Origin of the sequence: Symbiobacterium terraclitae, from assembly GCF_017874315.1 — a bacterium.
Taxonomy (GTDB): domain Bacteria; phylum Bacillota; class Sulfobacillia; order Symbiobacteriales; family Symbiobacteriaceae; genus Symbiobacterium; species Symbiobacterium terraclitae.
This window is the reverse complement of the sequence record NZ_JAGGLG010000031.1, coordinates 36,007-50,958: the sequence shown is the minus strand read 5'-3', so window position 1 is coordinate 50,958 and position 14,952 is coordinate 36,007. Positions and strand designations below refer to the sequence as shown.

13 protein-coding genes are annotated in these 14,952 nt (G+C 70.7%); all 13 read right to left on the bottom strand.

Annotation, left to right across the window (positions count from 1 at the left end; translation table 11 throughout):
- Nucleotides 1-131 precede the first annotated feature (131 nt).
- The 13 genes from J2Z79_RS15075 to J2Z79_RS15015 all read right to left on the bottom strand — a co-directional run bounded on the left by J2Z79_RS15075 (nucleotide 132) and on the right by J2Z79_RS15015 (nucleotide 14,875).
- The gene (locus J2Z79_RS15075; RefSeq protein WP_209467720.1) at nucleotides 132-947 is read right to left on the bottom strand and encodes an MBL fold metallo-hydrolase; all 816 of its coding nucleotides are present in this window, start codon (nucleotides 945-947) and stop codon (nucleotides 132-134) included.
- A 12-nt stretch (nucleotides 948-959) separates the two neighbouring features.
- Nucleotides 960-1,661: an N-acetylmannosamine-6-phosphate 2-epimerase gene (locus J2Z79_RS15070; protein ID WP_209467719.1), complete on the bottom strand. Its 702-nt coding sequence runs from the start codon at nucleotides 1,659-1,661 to the stop codon at nucleotides 960-962.
- 44 nt (nucleotides 1,662-1,705) lie between these two features.
- Nucleotides 1,706-2,566, bottom strand: a complete 861-nt coding sequence (locus J2Z79_RS15065) for a MurR/RpiR family transcriptional regulator (RefSeq protein WP_209467718.1) — start codon at nucleotides 2,564-2,566, stop codon at nucleotides 1,706-1,708.
- Between the two features lie 35 nt (nucleotides 2,567-2,601).
- Nucleotides 2,602-3,453 (bottom strand): carbohydrate ABC transporter permease, encoded by an 852-nt coding sequence (locus J2Z79_RS15060; protein WP_209467717.1) that lies wholly within the window; start codon nucleotides 3,451-3,453, stop codon nucleotides 2,602-2,604.
- Nucleotides 3,450-4,370 carry a carbohydrate ABC transporter permease gene (locus tag J2Z79_RS15055; RefSeq protein ID WP_209467716.1) on the bottom strand — a complete coding sequence of 307 codons (921 nt, stop codon included), beginning with the start codon at nucleotides 4,368-4,370 and terminating at the stop codon, nucleotides 3,450-3,452. The genes J2Z79_RS15060 and J2Z79_RS15055 overlap by 4 nt, the downstream gene beginning before the upstream one ends.
- A gap of 68 nt (nucleotides 4,371-4,438) precedes the next feature.
- Complete coding sequence (locus J2Z79_RS15050; protein ID WP_209467715.1) at nucleotides 4,439-5,782, bottom strand: ABC transporter substrate-binding protein; 1,344 nt, start codon at nucleotides 5,780-5,782, stop codon at nucleotides 4,439-4,441.
- Nucleotides 5,783-6,069: 287 nt separating this feature from the next.
- A complete protein-coding gene (locus tag J2Z79_RS15045) occupies nucleotides 6,070-7,413 on the bottom strand; it encodes an alpha amylase family protein (protein WP_209467714.1) in 1,344 nt (447 codons plus the stop codon).
- On the bottom strand, nucleotides 7,385-8,419 hold the full coding sequence (locus J2Z79_RS15040; protein ID WP_209467713.1) for an acetylxylan esterase: 1,035 nt from the start codon (nucleotides 8,417-8,419) through the stop codon (nucleotides 7,385-7,387). The genes J2Z79_RS15045 and J2Z79_RS15040 overlap by 29 nt, the downstream gene beginning before the upstream one ends.
- Nucleotides 8,416-10,062, bottom strand: coding sequence for a glycoside hydrolase family 3 protein (locus tag J2Z79_RS15035; protein WP_209467712.1), 1,647 nt, complete (start codon nucleotides 10,060-10,062; stop codon nucleotides 8,416-8,418). Before J2Z79_RS15035 ends, J2Z79_RS15040 begins: the two co-directional genes overlap by 4 nt.
- 91 nt (nucleotides 10,063-10,153) lie before the next feature.
- A complete protein-coding gene (locus J2Z79_RS15030; protein ID WP_209467711.1) occupies nucleotides 10,154-11,665 on the bottom strand; it encodes a DUF4127 family protein in 1,512 nt (503 codons plus the stop codon).
- Between the two features lie 16 nt (nucleotides 11,666-11,681).
- Nucleotides 11,682-13,064, bottom strand: a complete 1,383-nt coding sequence (locus J2Z79_RS15025; protein ID WP_209467710.1) for an FAD-dependent oxidoreductase — start codon at nucleotides 13,062-13,064, stop codon at nucleotides 11,682-11,684.
- Between the two features lie 2 nt (nucleotides 13,065-13,066).
- Nucleotides 13,067-13,984 carry an ROK family protein gene (locus J2Z79_RS15020; RefSeq protein ID WP_209467709.1) on the bottom strand — a complete coding sequence of 306 codons (918 nt, stop codon included), beginning with the start codon at nucleotides 13,982-13,984 and terminating at the stop codon, nucleotides 13,067-13,069.
- Nucleotides 13,985-14,197: 213 nt separating this feature from the next.
- Nucleotides 14,198-14,875, bottom strand: coding sequence for an SIMPL domain-containing protein (locus tag J2Z79_RS15015; RefSeq protein WP_209467708.1), 678 nt, complete (start codon nucleotides 14,873-14,875; stop codon nucleotides 14,198-14,200).
- Nucleotides 14,876-14,952: the final 77 nt, after the last annotated feature.

Genomic DNA, 14,952 nt, shown 5'->3' with positions numbered 1-14,952 from the left:
CCGGGCCTGGATCCCGTCGCAGAACCCGGGCCTGGATCCCGTCGCAGAACCCGGGCCTGGATCCCGTCGCAGAACCCGGGCCTGGATCCCGTCGCAGAACCCGGGCCTGGATCCCGTCGCGGAGCCGTGGCCTAGATGCACAGCCGCATCCCGTCGTAAGCCACCAGGAACCCCTCGGGTCCGAGCCGCGCCTCCAGGTCGGCGTGCAGCAGCCCCCCGTTGTGGGAGAAGTGGGTGGCCACGAACCGCGTCTCCGCGGTGGCCATGCCCTCGGCCAACATCCGCCGCCGGACATCCACCAGCTCGCCGATCCCCATGTGGCCGCCGCGGAAGGTGAGCGGCCCGTTGGTGGCGTCCAGCACCACGGCGTGGAGAGGAGGCTGGGCGCCCAGGTAGGCCCAGGTCTCCTCCGGGAACAGATCGGTATCATGCCCCCAGAGGAGGCGGCGGCCCTCCCGCTCGATCAGGTAGATGTAGCACGTCTCAAGCGGGTTGTGGTCGGCCAGGAGCGGCGTGACGCGGAACTCGCCCGCCGCGAAGGGCTCGAAGGGCCGCACCCGGCGCAGGTTCACGCCGGTGGTACGCCCCTCGGCCAGCACCCGCCTGGCCATGGCGAGGGCCCGGTCGCCGCCCCAGACGGTGAGGTCGTGCGCCAGGCCGTGGGCGTAGACGGCGCCGCGCAGGGCCAGGTCGTCGGGCGCGAAGTGGTCCTGGTGGGTGTGGGTGACGATCAGGTGCTCCAGCCGGCTCAGGTCGACGCCCTGCTGCAGCGCCTGCATGTACGTGTCGGGGCCGAAGTCGATCTTCAGGACCCCGTCCACCACGGCGCCGGCGCGGGTCCGGATGTCCTTGCCCCCGCGCCGGCGCGCCTCCTGGCAGTGGTCGCAGCGGCACCAGACGGCCGGCCACCCCTCGGCGGCCGCGGTGCCCATGATCAGCAGCTCCACGGGCTTCCCTCCCTAGAGCGTCGGGCGGGCCGCCGCGCGCATCGCCTGCACGTACCAGGCGGTCACCGTCTGCGGCCGCGTGATCGCGGTGCCCACCACCACGGCGTGGGCGCCGAGCTCCAGCGCCCGGGCGCAGTCCCGCGGGTCCCAGAAGCGGCCCTCCGCCACCACGGGCACGGAGACCGACCGGGCCAGCTCGCCGATCAGCTGCAGGTCGGGCCCGTCCATCTGCCGGCTGTAGGGGGTGTACCCGCTCAGGGTCGTGGAGACCAGGTCCACGCCCAGTGCGGCGGCCGCCTGCCCCTCGGCGAGGGTGGAGATGTCCGCCATCACCCGCAGCCCGGGGCAGGCGCGGCGGATCTGGGCGATGAACTCGGCGTTGGAGAGGCCGTCGGGCCGCGGCTGGTCGGTGAGCTCCACCGCCACGATGTCGGCGCCGGCCTCGGCGATGGCGCACACCTCCGCCATGGTGGGCGTGATGTAGACGGGCGAGTTTGGATAGTGTTTCTTGTAGATTCCGATCACAGGCAGCGGAACCGCCTGCCTGATGGCGCTCACGTGTTGGGGGTAGTTGGTCCGAATGGCCACGGCCCCGCCCACCGCTGCTGCCCGGGCGAGCGCGACCATGTGATCGACACCCCAGAGTGGGTCGCCCGGCTCCGCCTGGCAGGAGACGATCAGCCCTCCCCTGAGTGTCGCGATGACATCATGCATTCGATCCACTCTTTTCCAATGAGTATAGCTGCGAATGGTATCCGTTACACAAGCCTGTCGACAACGGCACTCGCCGTCTTCTCCGTCAACCGCAGGGAGCGCTCGCGATCGCGCTGGACCAGCGAGACGAAGAGCACGTCGAGGGCGTGTATCTGCGCGATCTTGGCCGCGAAGGAGCTGCCCTCCAGGGGCGCCTCCCGCGGCGCCGTGAGCAGGACGATGTCCGCCTCCGCCGTGATCGGCGAGCGGGCGTGCGCCGTGAGGCAAATGGTCGTCGCACCCGCCTGCCGGGCCCCCCTCAGGGCCGCGAGCGTGTCCTTGGTGGAGCCGGAGTGGCTGACGCCGATGGCGACGTCCTCCGGTCCGAGTAGGGCCGCGGACATCGCGGCGTAGTGCGGGTCGGGGATGGCGGTGATGTTAAAGCCGATGCGCCGGAAGCGGTACATCGCGTCCAGGGCGGTGATCCCCGAGGTCCCGACGCCATACACCTCCACCCGCCGGGCCCGCAGGAGCGCCTCGACGGCCCTGTCCACGGCCGCAGGGCTGAGCAGCGCGCCCGTCTGGGAGACCGCCTGCATGTTGTGCTGCGTGACCTTGGTGAGGATGGCGCCGGGGTCGTCCGACTCCTCCAGGTCCTCGCCCAGGCCGCGGGCGCCCAGCGACTCGTCGCGGGCGAGCATCAGCTTGAACTCCTGGTAGCCCCGGCAGCCAAGGGTCCTGCAGAAGCGCAGGACCGTGGTCTCGCCCACCCCGGCCTTCTCGGCCAGGTCCGTCACCGAGTCGAAGATGGCCGCCTTGGGGTCGCTCAGCACCGCGTCGGCCACGCGCCGCTCAGCGCGGGTCAGCGATGCGAGGATCGACTGGATGCGCAGGAGGAGACCCGTTTGCGGTTCTGCATTTCCCATCGTCATACGACCTCCAATCGGCTGGCGAGGCGCACCTAGCCCTTCACGGCACCGGCGACGCCGTTGATGAAGTACTTCTGCAGCAGCAGGAAGAGGATGATCATCGGCGTGATGGAGATGACCGTTCCGGCCGCCAGGTAGAGGAAGTTGTAGGAGAACTGCCCCTGCAGGTAGAGCAGCCCGGCTGCCAGCGGATAGTTGTCGGGACTCTTCATCACGACCACGGGCCAGATGAAGGAGTTCCAGTGCGCCATGAAGTCGAAAATGACCACGGTGAGGAGCGTCGGTCGGATCAATGGTACCATAATTCGCCACCAGATGAAGAGATCACCCGCTCCGTCAATTCGGGCGGCCTCCTCCAGCTCCTTGGGGATGGTGGTGTAGGCCTGCCGCAGGAGGAAGATGGAGAAGATGGTGGCGGCGCTGGGCAGGACGACGCCCAGGAAGGTGTCGGTGAGGCGCAGGGTGCGCAGGGTCATGTAGTTGACGATCATGCCCGCGCCGTTGGGGATGATCATGGTGCTGAGCAGGGCGCCGAATATGATGTCCCGACCGGGGAAGCGCATCCGGGCCAGGGGGTATGCGGCCAGGGTGCTGAAGAGCACGTTCAGCCCCACGCCCAGGGCGGTGATGATCGCCGTGTTCTTCAGGTACCGCCAGATGGGCACCATCTTGGTCACGCCGACGTAATTGTCCAGCGTTGCCGGGTTGGGGATCATCTGCGGCGGGAAGGCGTACACGTTGGAGGCCGTCTTGAACGAGGTCGAGAGCAGCCAGAGGAACGGGAAGACCATCAGCAGCGCGATGGCGGTCATCACGAGGTACAGGAGCGTGTTCTTCACCAGGGTGCGGACCTTGCCGGCCCGCTTCACGGCGTGGGCGGTCATTCTGGCTTGAACCCTCCCTTGTTGAGCCGGAAGGTGACCAGCGAGAAGGCGAAGATGATGAGGGCCATCACCCAGCCCAGGGCGGCACCGTAGCCGAACTCAAAGTGCTGGAAGGCGGTCTGGTAGCTGTAGAGCGCCACGACGTTGGTGTCGGCCCCGCCGCCGGTCATGGCCAGCACCTCCTCCATCACCCGGAGGGCGCCCATCACGGACATCAGCGTGGCGATCAGGGCGAAGGGCCTGAGCAGCGGGATCGTGACGTGCCGCAGCACGCCGAGCCTGCCTGCGCCGTCGATCTGGGCGGCCTCCTCCAGCTCCTTGGGGATGGACTGCAGGCCGGCCAGGTAGATGACCATGTAGTAGCCGAACCCCTTCCAGGCCGTCATAGCCATGACCGCCCAGAGCGCGATCCGGTTGTCGCTCAGGAAGTAGATCGGCTTGTCGATGATGCCCCACTCGAGCAGCGGGGCGTTGATGATCCCCTTGTAATCGTAGAGCCACTTCCAGGCGATGCCCGCCGCGATGGACGAGGTGACGACGGGGAGGTAGTAGGCGGTGCGGAAGATTCCCACGCCCTTGAGCGGGCGGTTCACCAGGACGGCCAGGATGATGGAGCCGATCTGGATCACCGGCACCACCGCCACGTACAGCACGCTGTTCTTCAGCGCATCCCAGAAGTAGGGGTCGTGCATCAACCTGCGGAAGTTGGCGAGGCCCACCCAGCGGGTCTCCCCCACCACGGAGTAGTTGGTGAAGGCGAGGGGCAGACCGTAGATGATGGGCCAGAAGACGAACAGCGCGATGATGACCAGGGCCGGCAGCATAAACAGGTAGGCCACGGCGGTGGTGCGCCAGTTGATTCCCGACCACCACTTGCGCAGGCGGCCGGCAGGTCTGGCGGGAGCCTGTGTGCGCATATCGACCCTCCTTGCAGGAAGGCCGGCGGCTGCTCAGAAGCCGCCGGCCTCTATGCGTGCAGTGAGCCTTAGTCGGGCTGGGCCAGAATGGCGTTCACCTGCTCCTCCAGCCAGTCCACGCCCTCCTGGGCCGTGATCTCGCCGAGCATGACCCGCTCGAGGGCCTTCAGGTAGGCCTCGTGGACCTTGCCCTGCTTGCCGCCGATGCCCAGGGTGAAGTCGTAGGAGATGGCCATCTGGTCGACGGTGATCTTCTTGGCCTTGTCCTCCAGCGGGTTGCCGGTGTCCTGGCTGAAGAACGGATCCTTCGCCGCCTCCTTGGTGGAGGGCAGGATGTTGACGATCTTGGCGAACTCCAGCTGGCTCTCGTCGTTGGTGATGAAGTTGGCGAACTTGATGGCCGCCTCGCGGTTCTCCGCCTTGGAGGCCGCCGGGACGACGACGTTCATCAGCGAGGTCTGCAGCTTCTTGCCCTTGTCGAGGATGTACGGGGCGACGTCGGTCACCGCGTAGATCTCAGGGGCGTTGTCGCGGACCCGGGTGAGGAACTGCGGGCCGGTCAGCAGGAAGGCCAGTTCGCCGGCCATGTAGCGGTTCAGGGCTTCGTTGTAGTTCTTGGTGATGGAGTCGTGCGGGATCAGGTCCTGCTCGATCCAGTCACGCATCCGCTGGTAGACGGCGACGGCCTCGGGGGTGTTCAGCGTGGCCTGGGTCTTGTCCTCGTTCAGCCACTGCACGCCCGCCATGTTGAACTGGACCATGTTCCGGTCCGGCATGAAGGCGTACTTGCCGGTCTTCTCCTTAATGGTCCGGGCCCACTCGGTCATCTCTTCCCAGGTCTTGGGGGCGTTGGCCGGGTCGAGGCCCGCCGCCTTGATGATGTCGGTGTTCATGATCAGCAGGGCGGACGTGGCGTACCAGGGGTAGGCGTAAATGCCGCCCTTATAGGAGGCGCCCTGCAGCAGGCTCTCCTGGTAGATCGCCAGCGTCTCGGGGGCCTCGGCCTTCAGGTCGACCAGGGCGCCCTTCTGGGCCATGGTCAGGGCCATGCCGGTGTTCAGGTTCACCACGTCAGGCGCCTCGCCGGAGCCGATGGCGGTCAGCAGCTTCTGCTCGATGGCGTCGTACGGCAGGTCGGTCCACTCGACGGTGACGCCCTCGTTCTCGCTCTCGAACTTGGCGATGCGGCCGTTGATGTAGTCATCGAAGGTCGGCTTCAGGGAGATGGTCCAGAACTGGATCTTGACCGGCTTCTTCGGCGTCTGCTCGCCCGAGCTCTGCTGGCCCGACGTCTGCCCGCCGGTGGACGGCGCGGGATCCTGCGCCTTGCTGCCGCCACAGCCTGCGAGCACGCCCATGGCCACCACCGTGGCGATGGAGAGTGCGATGCCTTTGCGAACCTTTGGCAACATGAATGGGCACCTCCTCGAGATGTCTGGAACGCTTCGCCTGGCGGCCAAGGTGCGCCGGGCCGATCACGGCACTCCTCCTCCAGGTCTGCTAGAAGGATTCTCCGCCAATCGGCGGATTCCTCCTTCTTAAGGACGAATCTTGGAGGAATCCTCCTCTTTATTTTCGCGGCGATCTTCCGGGCGAATCGCCGGCCTCATTCCTACCCGAGTTGGCGGGCTCCCGTGCGGCTCGCCCCCGTGGACGTGCCCCGCTGGCGGTGCACCCGCTCGCCAGGACCCGTGCTCCCCTACCGCAGGGCGGCCCGTGTGGCCTCCCACCAGTCGTAGCCGTCCACGTAGCAGAGGTCGAACAGCATTACCCCGGCCGTGCGGGTCCGGCAGGCTGCGACCGCCTTCTGGTACTGCGCCACGTCGCCCTCGTACTGCTGCAGGAAGAGCGAGCCGATCAGCGGCGTGTCGCCCATCACCGCCCCGACCGCCAGGTCGGCGGCGCCCTCCACGCTGTACCAGTCCGCCGGCGCCCCCTTCGCCCGGGCCTCCGCCACGGTGACCTCGGGGTAGTAGCAGCCGCTGCAGAGGTAGTCCAGCTGCTCGGCGTACCCGGTCTCCTGGTAGGTCGGCGGCAGGAAGGGCAGGCCCGGGTCGTACCGCCGGCTGGCCCAGTTCACGCCCACCTGGTAGTAGAGCGGGTACCAGGAGCCGGTGTAGTCGCCGAACAGCACGTCGGGACGGACGGCCTTCACCCGTTGCCGGGCCGCCACGAAGAACGAGCGGACCGCAGCTGCCCGGTACTCCAGCCAGGCCCCGAAGAGCGGCCCCGGCGCGCACCGGGTCCCGGGTATCACGGTCCCGCCCTCCGCTGCGGCGTAGCCGGTCACGCCGCCGTGGCGGTCCGGCGCGGGTGCCGCCGCGGGGCCTTCCTCCTCCCCCGGGCGGAGGATGCGGTAGACCCGCTCTGGCCAGTCGTCCCCCGCCAGCGGCTCGCCCGTCCGCTCGGCCAGCGCCCGGCGGGTGTGCTCGCTGAAGTCCACGTGCAGGCCGTCGTACCGGCCCCGGTCCAGGCAGAAGCCGTCGACGGGGTACTCCCGGGCCAGCTCCTCCAGCACGGCCAGCAGGTGCTCCTGCACCTCGGGGTGGCCGGGGTTGAGGAAGCCCACGCCCTCGTTGTTGATGGGCACTGCCGTCACCAGCCCCTTGGGCACCTTCGTGTAGGGAAAGCAGGCAGGCCGGAGGCTGGCGGGGTCGAGGCCGTAGACCACCGACTGCCAGTCGGGGTGCCGGCTGGCGGCATAGGCCGGGTGGTGATACGACCAGCGGCCTCCGCTGAAGACGTCGGGGGCGGCGTGGACGCGCAGGCCGCGCCGGTGCCCCTCCTCCAGGACCAGGGCCAGCAGGTCGTAGTCCGCCGGGTAATCGGCGTGGACCAGCGAGCGGTGGGGCACCAGCCGGCTGCGGTACAGGGCCAGGCCGTCCGGGCTGCGCACGTTCACCAGCAGGTCGGTGATGCCCGCCTCGGCGCACCGCTCCACCATGCGGGCCACCCCCTCCGGGGTGCTCAGCCGCCCGGCGTTCGCCGACTGATCGAACCAGATCATCTTCGGCTCAGGATGCATGGTCCGGATCTCGGCCATCGCGCTTCGTCCTCCTCAAGGTCATCTTCCGGCGCTGCTCCACCAGCAGCCGCCCCCAGGTCCGCGCCTCCCGGGCGAACCCGTCCCACAGTCGGTCCAGCGGGTGGGTGGAGTGGGAGCAGGGGTACGAGAGCAGCCTTTTGGCCGGGCTGCCGAGGGCGTGGTAGATCGCGGCTACCGTCTCGCCGGGCACCACGTCGTCAAGCACACCCAGCCCGATCAGGGCGGGCACCCGGATCAGCGGGGCGATGTTGACCACGTCGTAGTAGCGCAGGTTCTCCACCAGGGCGCTCCGCTCGGCGGGCGGGGCCTCCGCCAGGCGCCGGTTCACCTCGGCGCCCGACCCCCGCTTCACCAGGCGCTCCCGCAGGCGGTAGGCGCCGAAGGTGGGAACGGAGGCCACCACACCCAGCAGGTTGTCCACCCATGGTGCAGCCAGCAGGGCCAGCCCGCCGGCCATGGAACCGCCGGTCAGCAGCGTCAGGTCCGAGTCGGCGCCGGGGAGCGCCCGGGCCACCTCGACGCAGCGGATCCAGTCGGCCACCGCGCCCCGCAGGATGTACCCCCGCCGGTCGGCGATGCCGTGCACCGCCCAGCCCGGGATGCCCGGGTCGCCCTCTGTCCGGCTCCGCCCATAGCCGCGCACGTCCACCGTGACGGCGATCCACTCCGGGTCGCCCTCCACCGCGAAGGGATCGCTCCCCTGCGGGAACCCGTACCCGTGGCCCCGGATCCACTGCGGCCGGGCGCGCCAGGGCCCGGGCGGGGCCGTGAAGGTCCCGCCGATCCGCCGGCCGCCCAGGGAGGTGGCGTACCACTCCCCCCGGCCCGCGTCGGGGTCCAGCACCCGCAGCTCCAGGTCCGGCGGCGTCGCGGCCAGTTCGGCCAGCACCTCGCCCCAGAAGGCTGCGAGGTCGGCGGGCGGGTCGGGCTTCACGCGCACGGCCCGCACCCGCTCGTGGTCCTGGGGCAGCACCTCGTGCGGGCTCTGCGGGGCCGTCCTCATGGCGCGCCCACCCCCGTCAGCGCCCGGGCCAGGGCCTCGCACGACGGCCGGAAGCGCCCGTGGCTGCAGACGGCGACCGGGTATCCGGCCACGGGGTAGGGGCTGCCCAGCGAGACCAGGATGCGGCCGGGGTGGCCGGCGAGCCGGTCGGCCAGCATCCGGATGCCGCCGGGCAGCTCCGCCTTCTCCGTGCAGCAGACCAGCACGGCGTCGTAGGCCGCCGCTCCCCTGACCAGTGCGGCCGCCCGCTGCGGGTCGGGGTCCATCCCGGTATCCCGCCCGTCGGCCCGCACGCCGCAGCTGCGCAGGGCCTCCACCAGGTCGGCCAGTGGGGCCGAGAAGTCCAGCGACATCGGCCGCTCCACCCGCTCGGGGGCCAGCACCAGCACCCGCTCGCCGGGCTTCAGCCGGGGCAGCTCCCCGCACACCGGCCGCACGGCCGCCAGGCAGAGGTCTGCCACCACCGCCCGGTGCTCTGGTGAGTCGCAGACCGCCACGTCGCCGGGTTGAACCCAGCCCGCCGCATTCCGGTGCGGCTCCGCCCCGGCGCCCGGCTGAGCAGCGTCACCGGCCGGCGGCCTCGGGCGCAGGAACCGGTCCTTGGCCGCCAGCACCCGCCTGACCGACGCCTCTGCCCGCTCCCGGGGGATGGTACCGTGGGCAATGGCCGCGGCCAAGGCCTCCAGCGTGGTCGCCGCCCGGTCCAGGTCGCCCAGGGCCATCACCATGTCGGCGCCGGCCAGGACGGCCCGCACCGCCGCCTCGGCGGTGCCGTAGTGCTCCTTGATCGCGTTCATCACCATCGAGTCCGTGATCAGGAGCCCATCGTAGCCCATCTCGTCCCGCAGCAGGTCGGTCAGCACCCGGCGGCTCAGGGTGGCGGGCACGCCCTCCGGCTCGATGGCCGGGAAGACCACGTGGGCGGTCATCAGCGAGCCCAGGCCGGCCTCGATGGCCATGCGGAACGGCTTCAGTTCCACGGCCTCCAGCCGCTCCCGCCCGTGGGGCAGGCTGGGGAGGTCGAGGTGCGAGTCCAGGCTGGTGTCGCCGTGGCCCGGGAAGTGCTTGCCGCAGGCCAGGACGCCCTCCGCCTGCACCGCCCGGACAAAGGCAGCGCCCATGCGACCCACCAGGTCGGGGTCGCTGCCGAAGGAGCGCGGGCCGATCACCGGGTTGGCCGGGTTGCAGTTCACGTCCAGCACCGGGGCGAAGAGCCAATGGAAGCCCATCGCCCGCACCTCGCGGGCCAGCACCCGGCCGGCGGCGGCGGCGCTCCGGGCATCGCCGGTCGCCCCTATGCCCATGAGGAACGGCGGGTGCGAGACGCCCTGCTGCACCACCGAGGCGGCGCCGCCCTCCTGGTCGATGGCCAGCAGCAGCGGCGGCAGGCCCGCCGCGGCGGCGGCCTCCTGCAGCCCGCGGGTGAAGGCGGCGGCCTGCGCCGGCGTGGCCACGTTGCCGCTGAACAGGATCACGGAGCCCACCCGGTACCGGGCCAGGAACGCGGCGGTCTCCGGCGTGCAGGCCCGGCCGGGAACCTGAATCTGCACCATCTGCCCCGCCAGCTGCTCCGGGGTCATCTCTGCGGGATCGGGAACCCGCCATTCTCGGGCGAAGCCGGCAGGGTGAGCCGTGGTTTGCATTGCAAGTGACCTCCAGTTGTCATCGCTCCTGCGGGACCGACCAGCAGGGCGCGCCTCGGAAGGGTTCGGGTGGTGACGCCGCCGGAGGCCCCTAGCGGGGGATGACCTCCAGGTCGAGCCCCACCTCGAAGGAGCGCTTCCACGGCAGGTAGATCTGCTTCAGCTTCAGCTCGCCGGCCCGGGCGAAGTGCCGGGCGTGGAAGGCCCGCAGACCGGGCTCCAGCCGCCGGGCCGTCTCGGCCAGCAGCTCGTCGGGCGGCAGGCGGTCGACGCCGTGAGCTTCCCGGACCTCGGTGCGCACCTGGAACTGGTAGAGGTAGTCGTCGGCGAACCGCTTGAGGAGGAAGGAGAGGTGCGCCCCCTGGTTCAGGCGACCGGTGCGGCGGCCCAGGTGGCGCATGGCGGCGTGGGCCGCGACGGTGCCCATGGAGTTGCCCGCCGTGTTCCAGCCGGCGTAGGCCTCCAGGTCGGGCAGGGCGACGGTCTCCCCCAGCAGGGAGATGAGGGCGTCGTCGGCGCCGTTGGCGTAGGCCAGGTCGGCCACGGCCACGGGGCGCCCCTCCCGGATGTAGTGCGCGATGCGGGCGACGAACTCGGGCAGGTTGCGGCCGGCCGTGTCCACCAGCCGCCGGTGCGCCTGCTCCGGCGCCTCGCCCTGCTCGTCGCCGGGGGTGTTGACGGCCAGGAGGATGTCCGCCTCCGCCGGGGAGTCGACCAGCAGGCCGCCGCAGGCGAAGATCTGGCCCTTGACCGTCTCGCCCAGGGGCCTGTCCTCGTAGCGGGCGTGGATCAGCGGGCCCTTTGTGGAGGAATAGAAGGGATAGAACTTCGGGGTGACGCCCGCCGCGCGGTTCACCGCCCGGGCCACCAGCGCGAGGCCGACCTCGTCGGCGCCGGGGTAGATCAGGGCCTTCATGCCCAGCCCCCGCCGGTTGATCTCGGCCCGGAGCTGCCGCTGCTCGGCGATGTTCCAGCCGAACTCGCTGGTGTCGTCCTGCGGGAAGACGATCAGGTCCAGCAGCCCCTGCTCCGCCATGTCGAGCGCGTGCAGGTTCACGGCGAAGTTGCGGGCGCGCCGGGCCCGGAACTCGGCCACCAGCTCAGCCGGAACCCGGGCCGCGGCGGCCTCCGCCTCCGCCCGGGCCGCCTCGTCGCCGGTGACCTGGTACTTGTCGTCGCAGTAGGAGAGCCGCCACAGGTCGTAGCCGTAGGTCGCCCAGTACTCGGGCTCTTCGGCGTCGCTATTGTAGGCGGGGATCCGCATGGTTGCGCTGAAGGCGTAGACCGGCAGATCGGGCCGCTCCGCCTTCAGCCGGAAGACGGGCGCCAGCCGCTCCTTCACCTGTGCGGCGGTGACGCCGCCGAACCGGGAGGGGCAGAGGCCGCCGTAGCCGAGCAGGTCCAGGCTGACGACCACGGCGTCGGCCAGGGGCAGGTGCTCCGCCATCCAGGCCCCTATGGCGGCCAGGTCGGCGGGTTCTTTCAGGAAGCCGAGGATCTCCTTGGGCGGGACCATCACCTCGATGCCGGCCACGGCGGCGACCTCGACGGCGATGTCGCGGGTGACCGGACGGGCGTCGACCGGAATCAGGAGAATGCGCATCTGTCTCTGCTCCTTCCTACAGGCTCGCCCCGTGCGCCCGCAGCACCCGGCGCAGCTCGGCGCCGTCCAGCTGCCGCGGGGTGATGCCCCGGGCGAGCGACAGCGCCGCCGCCACGCCGGCGGCCTCGCCCATCGCCTGGCAGTTGGGCTGGATCCGCACCGAGGACTGGGCCACGAACGTGGCCGAGAGGCAGCGCCCGGCAGCCAGGAGGTTGTCCACCTTCAGCGGGACCAGGCAGCGGTAGGGGATCTCGTGGTACTCGCCCGGCGGCAGGTAGACGAGGTTCCGCTTCTCCTCGTTGATCGACTTCCGGGCGCCGTGCACGTCAACGGGGTACCGGTTCCGGGCGATCCCGTCGGGGAACTTGCGGCACTCGAGGATGTCATCCAAGTCCAGCACGTACTCCCCGGTGATCCGCCGGCTCTCCCGCACCCCCACCTGCGAGGCGACCGAGGCCACGTACGCCTCCTCGAAGCCGGGCAGGTACCGGTGGAAGAAGCGCATGAGCCGCCGGATGCGCCGCCGCCCCTCGGTGAAGGCCCAGGTCAGGTCGTCGGCGTCGGTGCCGTTCGCCCGCAGGGGGATCTCCGGGCAGTTGAAGGCCAGGGCGCGGGGGCGGCCCGGGATGGCGAAGCACTGAAAGTAGTTTCCGTCGGTCTCGTCCAGCACGCCCTCCTCCACCGCCCTGCGGAAGACGGGCTCCAGGGGCCAGCCCTTGCCCCAGACCATCGCGGTGTGGACCATCGGCGGCCGGGGCTGCTGGTCCTCCCGCCCGCCGAGGGTCAGGTGGAACTGATAGAAGCGCTCCAGATCGATGCCGTCGGCGGTGAAGCGGAGCGACATGGCCTGGTGCGCCCCGTCCGACTCCTGCCCCTCCATCATCGGCACGCCGGCGAGCGCCGCCACGTCCGCGTCGCCGGTGCAGTCGATCACCCGCCGGGCGAGGATGGCCTGGCGGCCTGACTTGTTCTCGACGATCACGCCCCGGATCGCCCCGTCCTCCACGATGGCGCCCACCGTCAGCGTCTGCAGGAGCACCTCCGCCCCCGCCTCCAGCACCATCTCGTCCAGCACGGCCTTGAGCATTTCCGGGTCGAACCACGGCTGGCCGGTGTGGGTCCAGCCGCAGCCCTCCGCCTCGGCCCGGCGCATGATCTCCAGGCCGATGCCGCCGTTGAGCGGCTCCCCGTCCACGTGGTTGGGCATCGTGGGGCAGACCTGAGCGCCGGTCTGGCTCCCCCCGAGGAAGCCGGCCGCCTCCACCAGCAGCGTCCTCGCCCCCTGCCGGGCCGCGGCGATGGCGGCGCAGACGCCGGCGGTGCCGCCGCCCACGACCAGCACGTCGACATCCCGGGCGACGGGAAGGTCACGGGCGGGCTCGCGATAAGTCCTTGGCATGATCAGTCCTCCCGATTGTGGTAGAGAAACACCTGAGCCGCGGCGCCGATCACGCCGGCGGCGGGACCCAGGGCGGCGGGGCGCACCGCGCAGCGGCCCCGCACGAAGGGGTTGGCCTCCAGGTGGCGCCGCAGCGGGGCGAAGAGCAGGTCCCCGGCCTGGGAGACCCCGCCGCCGATCAGCACCGCCTGGGGGTCGAAGGCCGCCACCATGGCCACGATGCCCTGCGCAAGGTACCGGGCCGCCCGCTCGGTGACGGCCAGCGCGGCCGCGTCGCCCCCGGCCGCCAGGGCGTAGACCTCCCGGGCAGATCCGGCCTCGACGCCGGACTCCCTGGCCATGCGCAGGATGCCGGTGGCGGAGGCGTAGGCCTCCAGGCAGCCGCTGGAGCCACAGGCGCAGGGGGCCCCGCCGGGCTCGACGGGGATATGGCCAAGCTCGCCGCCGGCGCCGTGCGCCCCCCGGACCAGCCTGCCGCCGGCGATGGCGCCGCCGCCGATGCCGGTGCCCAGGGTGAGGCAGATGAGGTCGCTGAGCCCCCGGCCCGCGCCGTACCGGTGCTCGGCCAGGGCGGCGGCGTTGGCATCGTTCTCCACCCAGACCGGCAGGCCGAAGGCCGCCCGGAAGCGGTCGGCAATCGGCATGCCCGTCCAGCCCGGCAGGGCCTCGGTGGCGTACCGGCAGGTGCCCGTGGCGAAGTCGATTTGCCCCGCCGAGCCGATGCCGATGCCCAGCATGCCGGCGCCTTCCGCCAGGACCCGCCCGGCGGCCTCGATCAGTCGGGCGATGAGCGCCTCGCCGCCCTCGTGCGCGCGGGTCGGAATGTCAAACGTTTTTCGAAGCCGTCCGGCTTCGTCCATGAGCGCAAGGCTGCACGACGTGCCGCCGATGTCGATGCCGAGCGCCAGACGATCGGTCACGGGAACCCCTCCACCCGTATCAAGGTTCGTAGGTTCGTGCCTCCAACATTCTCGTTCGATGTGGAATTCTCCTCCTTTCTGTTAACGGAATGCGGAGATTCCCTCCATACCCGGCCAGATGAAGGGCTGTCCCAACGCGCGTTTCACACCGCTGGGACAGCCCGCTGCCTGTCCGCGGGGCCCCGCTGGCTTGATGCGACCGACCAGACCCGCTCACGGACCCCCAGCAAGCTGGATTCCGTAGACCACCCGCACGCTGCGGGAGACCGTCACCTGCCCCGGAAGCACCGGCACCGCCTCCGCGAACGTGCGTGCGAGGAAGGGCTCCGGCACCGCGCCGGGGAGGCTTTCCACCTGCAGGACCGGCCCCAGGACCACCCCCAGGGACTGCGCCAGCACCACGGCCTGCCGCTGCGCGTCCTGCACCGCCTGCGCCAGGGCCGCGCCCTCGGCCGGCTGCCGGTTGCGGAGCGTGAACTGCACGCCCAGTACCCGGTTGGCCCCGGCCGATACGGCCAGGTCGATCATGGCCCCCACCCGGGCCAGGTCGCGCAGGGTGACGGCCAGGGTGGCAGAGGCCTCGTATCCCGACAGCTCGCCTGCGCCCCCGTCCTCGGGCGGGCGGTAGACCGGGTTCAGGGCGACCTCCTGCGTCTGCATCATCTCCGTGGGGACGCCGGCCTGGACCAGGGCCCGCACCACCTGGTTCAGCGCCGCGGCCGCCTGCTCGTAGGCTGCCGCCGCCTGCGGCGCCCGCGCGGAGAAGCCCAGCGAGATCCGGGCCGTGTCGGGGGCCACCGGCACCTCCCCCGTCCCGGTCACCTGAAGCGACGGGGGCTCCGCGGCCGCCGGCGGCGCGAAGCCCGCCGCATAACCCGCCAGCGTGCTCAATGCGCGTTCCTCCTTTCGTTGTGCGGAGATCGGGCAGATCATCTTCAATAGTCTATCGACTCACCCGCTCGGGTAGG

Coding starts and splice junctions, on each gene's coding strand:
- J2Z79_RS15035 (WP_209467712.1), bottom strand. CDS start 10,062: ATGCAAACCACGGCTCACCCTGCCGGCTTCGCCCGAGAATGGCGGGTT.
- J2Z79_RS15025 (WP_209467710.1), bottom strand. CDS start 13,064: ATGCCAAGGACTTATCGCGAGCCCGCCCGTGACCTTCCCGTCGCCCGG.
- J2Z79_RS15065 (WP_209467718.1), bottom strand. CDS start 2,566: ATGGGAAATGCAGAACCGCAAACGGGTCTCCTCCTGCGCATCCAGTCG.
- J2Z79_RS15040 (WP_209467713.1), bottom strand. CDS start 8,419: ATGAGGACGGCCCCGCAGAGCCCGCACGAGGTGCTGCCCCAGGACCAC.
- J2Z79_RS15070 (WP_209467719.1), bottom strand. CDS start 1,661: ATGCATGATGTCATCGCGACACTCAGGGGAGGGCTGATCGTCTCCTGC.
- J2Z79_RS15045 (WP_209467714.1), bottom strand. CDS start 7,413: ATGGCCGAGATCCGGACCATGCATCCTGAGCCGAAGATGATCTGGTTC.
- J2Z79_RS15055 (WP_209467716.1), bottom strand. CDS start 4,370: ATGCGCACACAGGCTCCCGCCAGACCTGCCGGCCGCCTGCGCAAGTGG.
- J2Z79_RS15050 (WP_209467715.1), bottom strand. CDS start 5,782: ATGTTGCCAAAGGTTCGCAAAGGCATCGCACTCTCCATCGCCACGGTG.
- J2Z79_RS15060 (WP_209467717.1), bottom strand. CDS start 3,453: ATGACCGCCCACGCCGTGAAGCGGGCCGGCAAGGTCCGCACCCTGGTG.
- J2Z79_RS15030 (WP_209467711.1), bottom strand. CDS start 11,665: ATGCGCATTCTCCTGATTCCGGTCGACGCCCGTCCGGTCACCCGCGAC.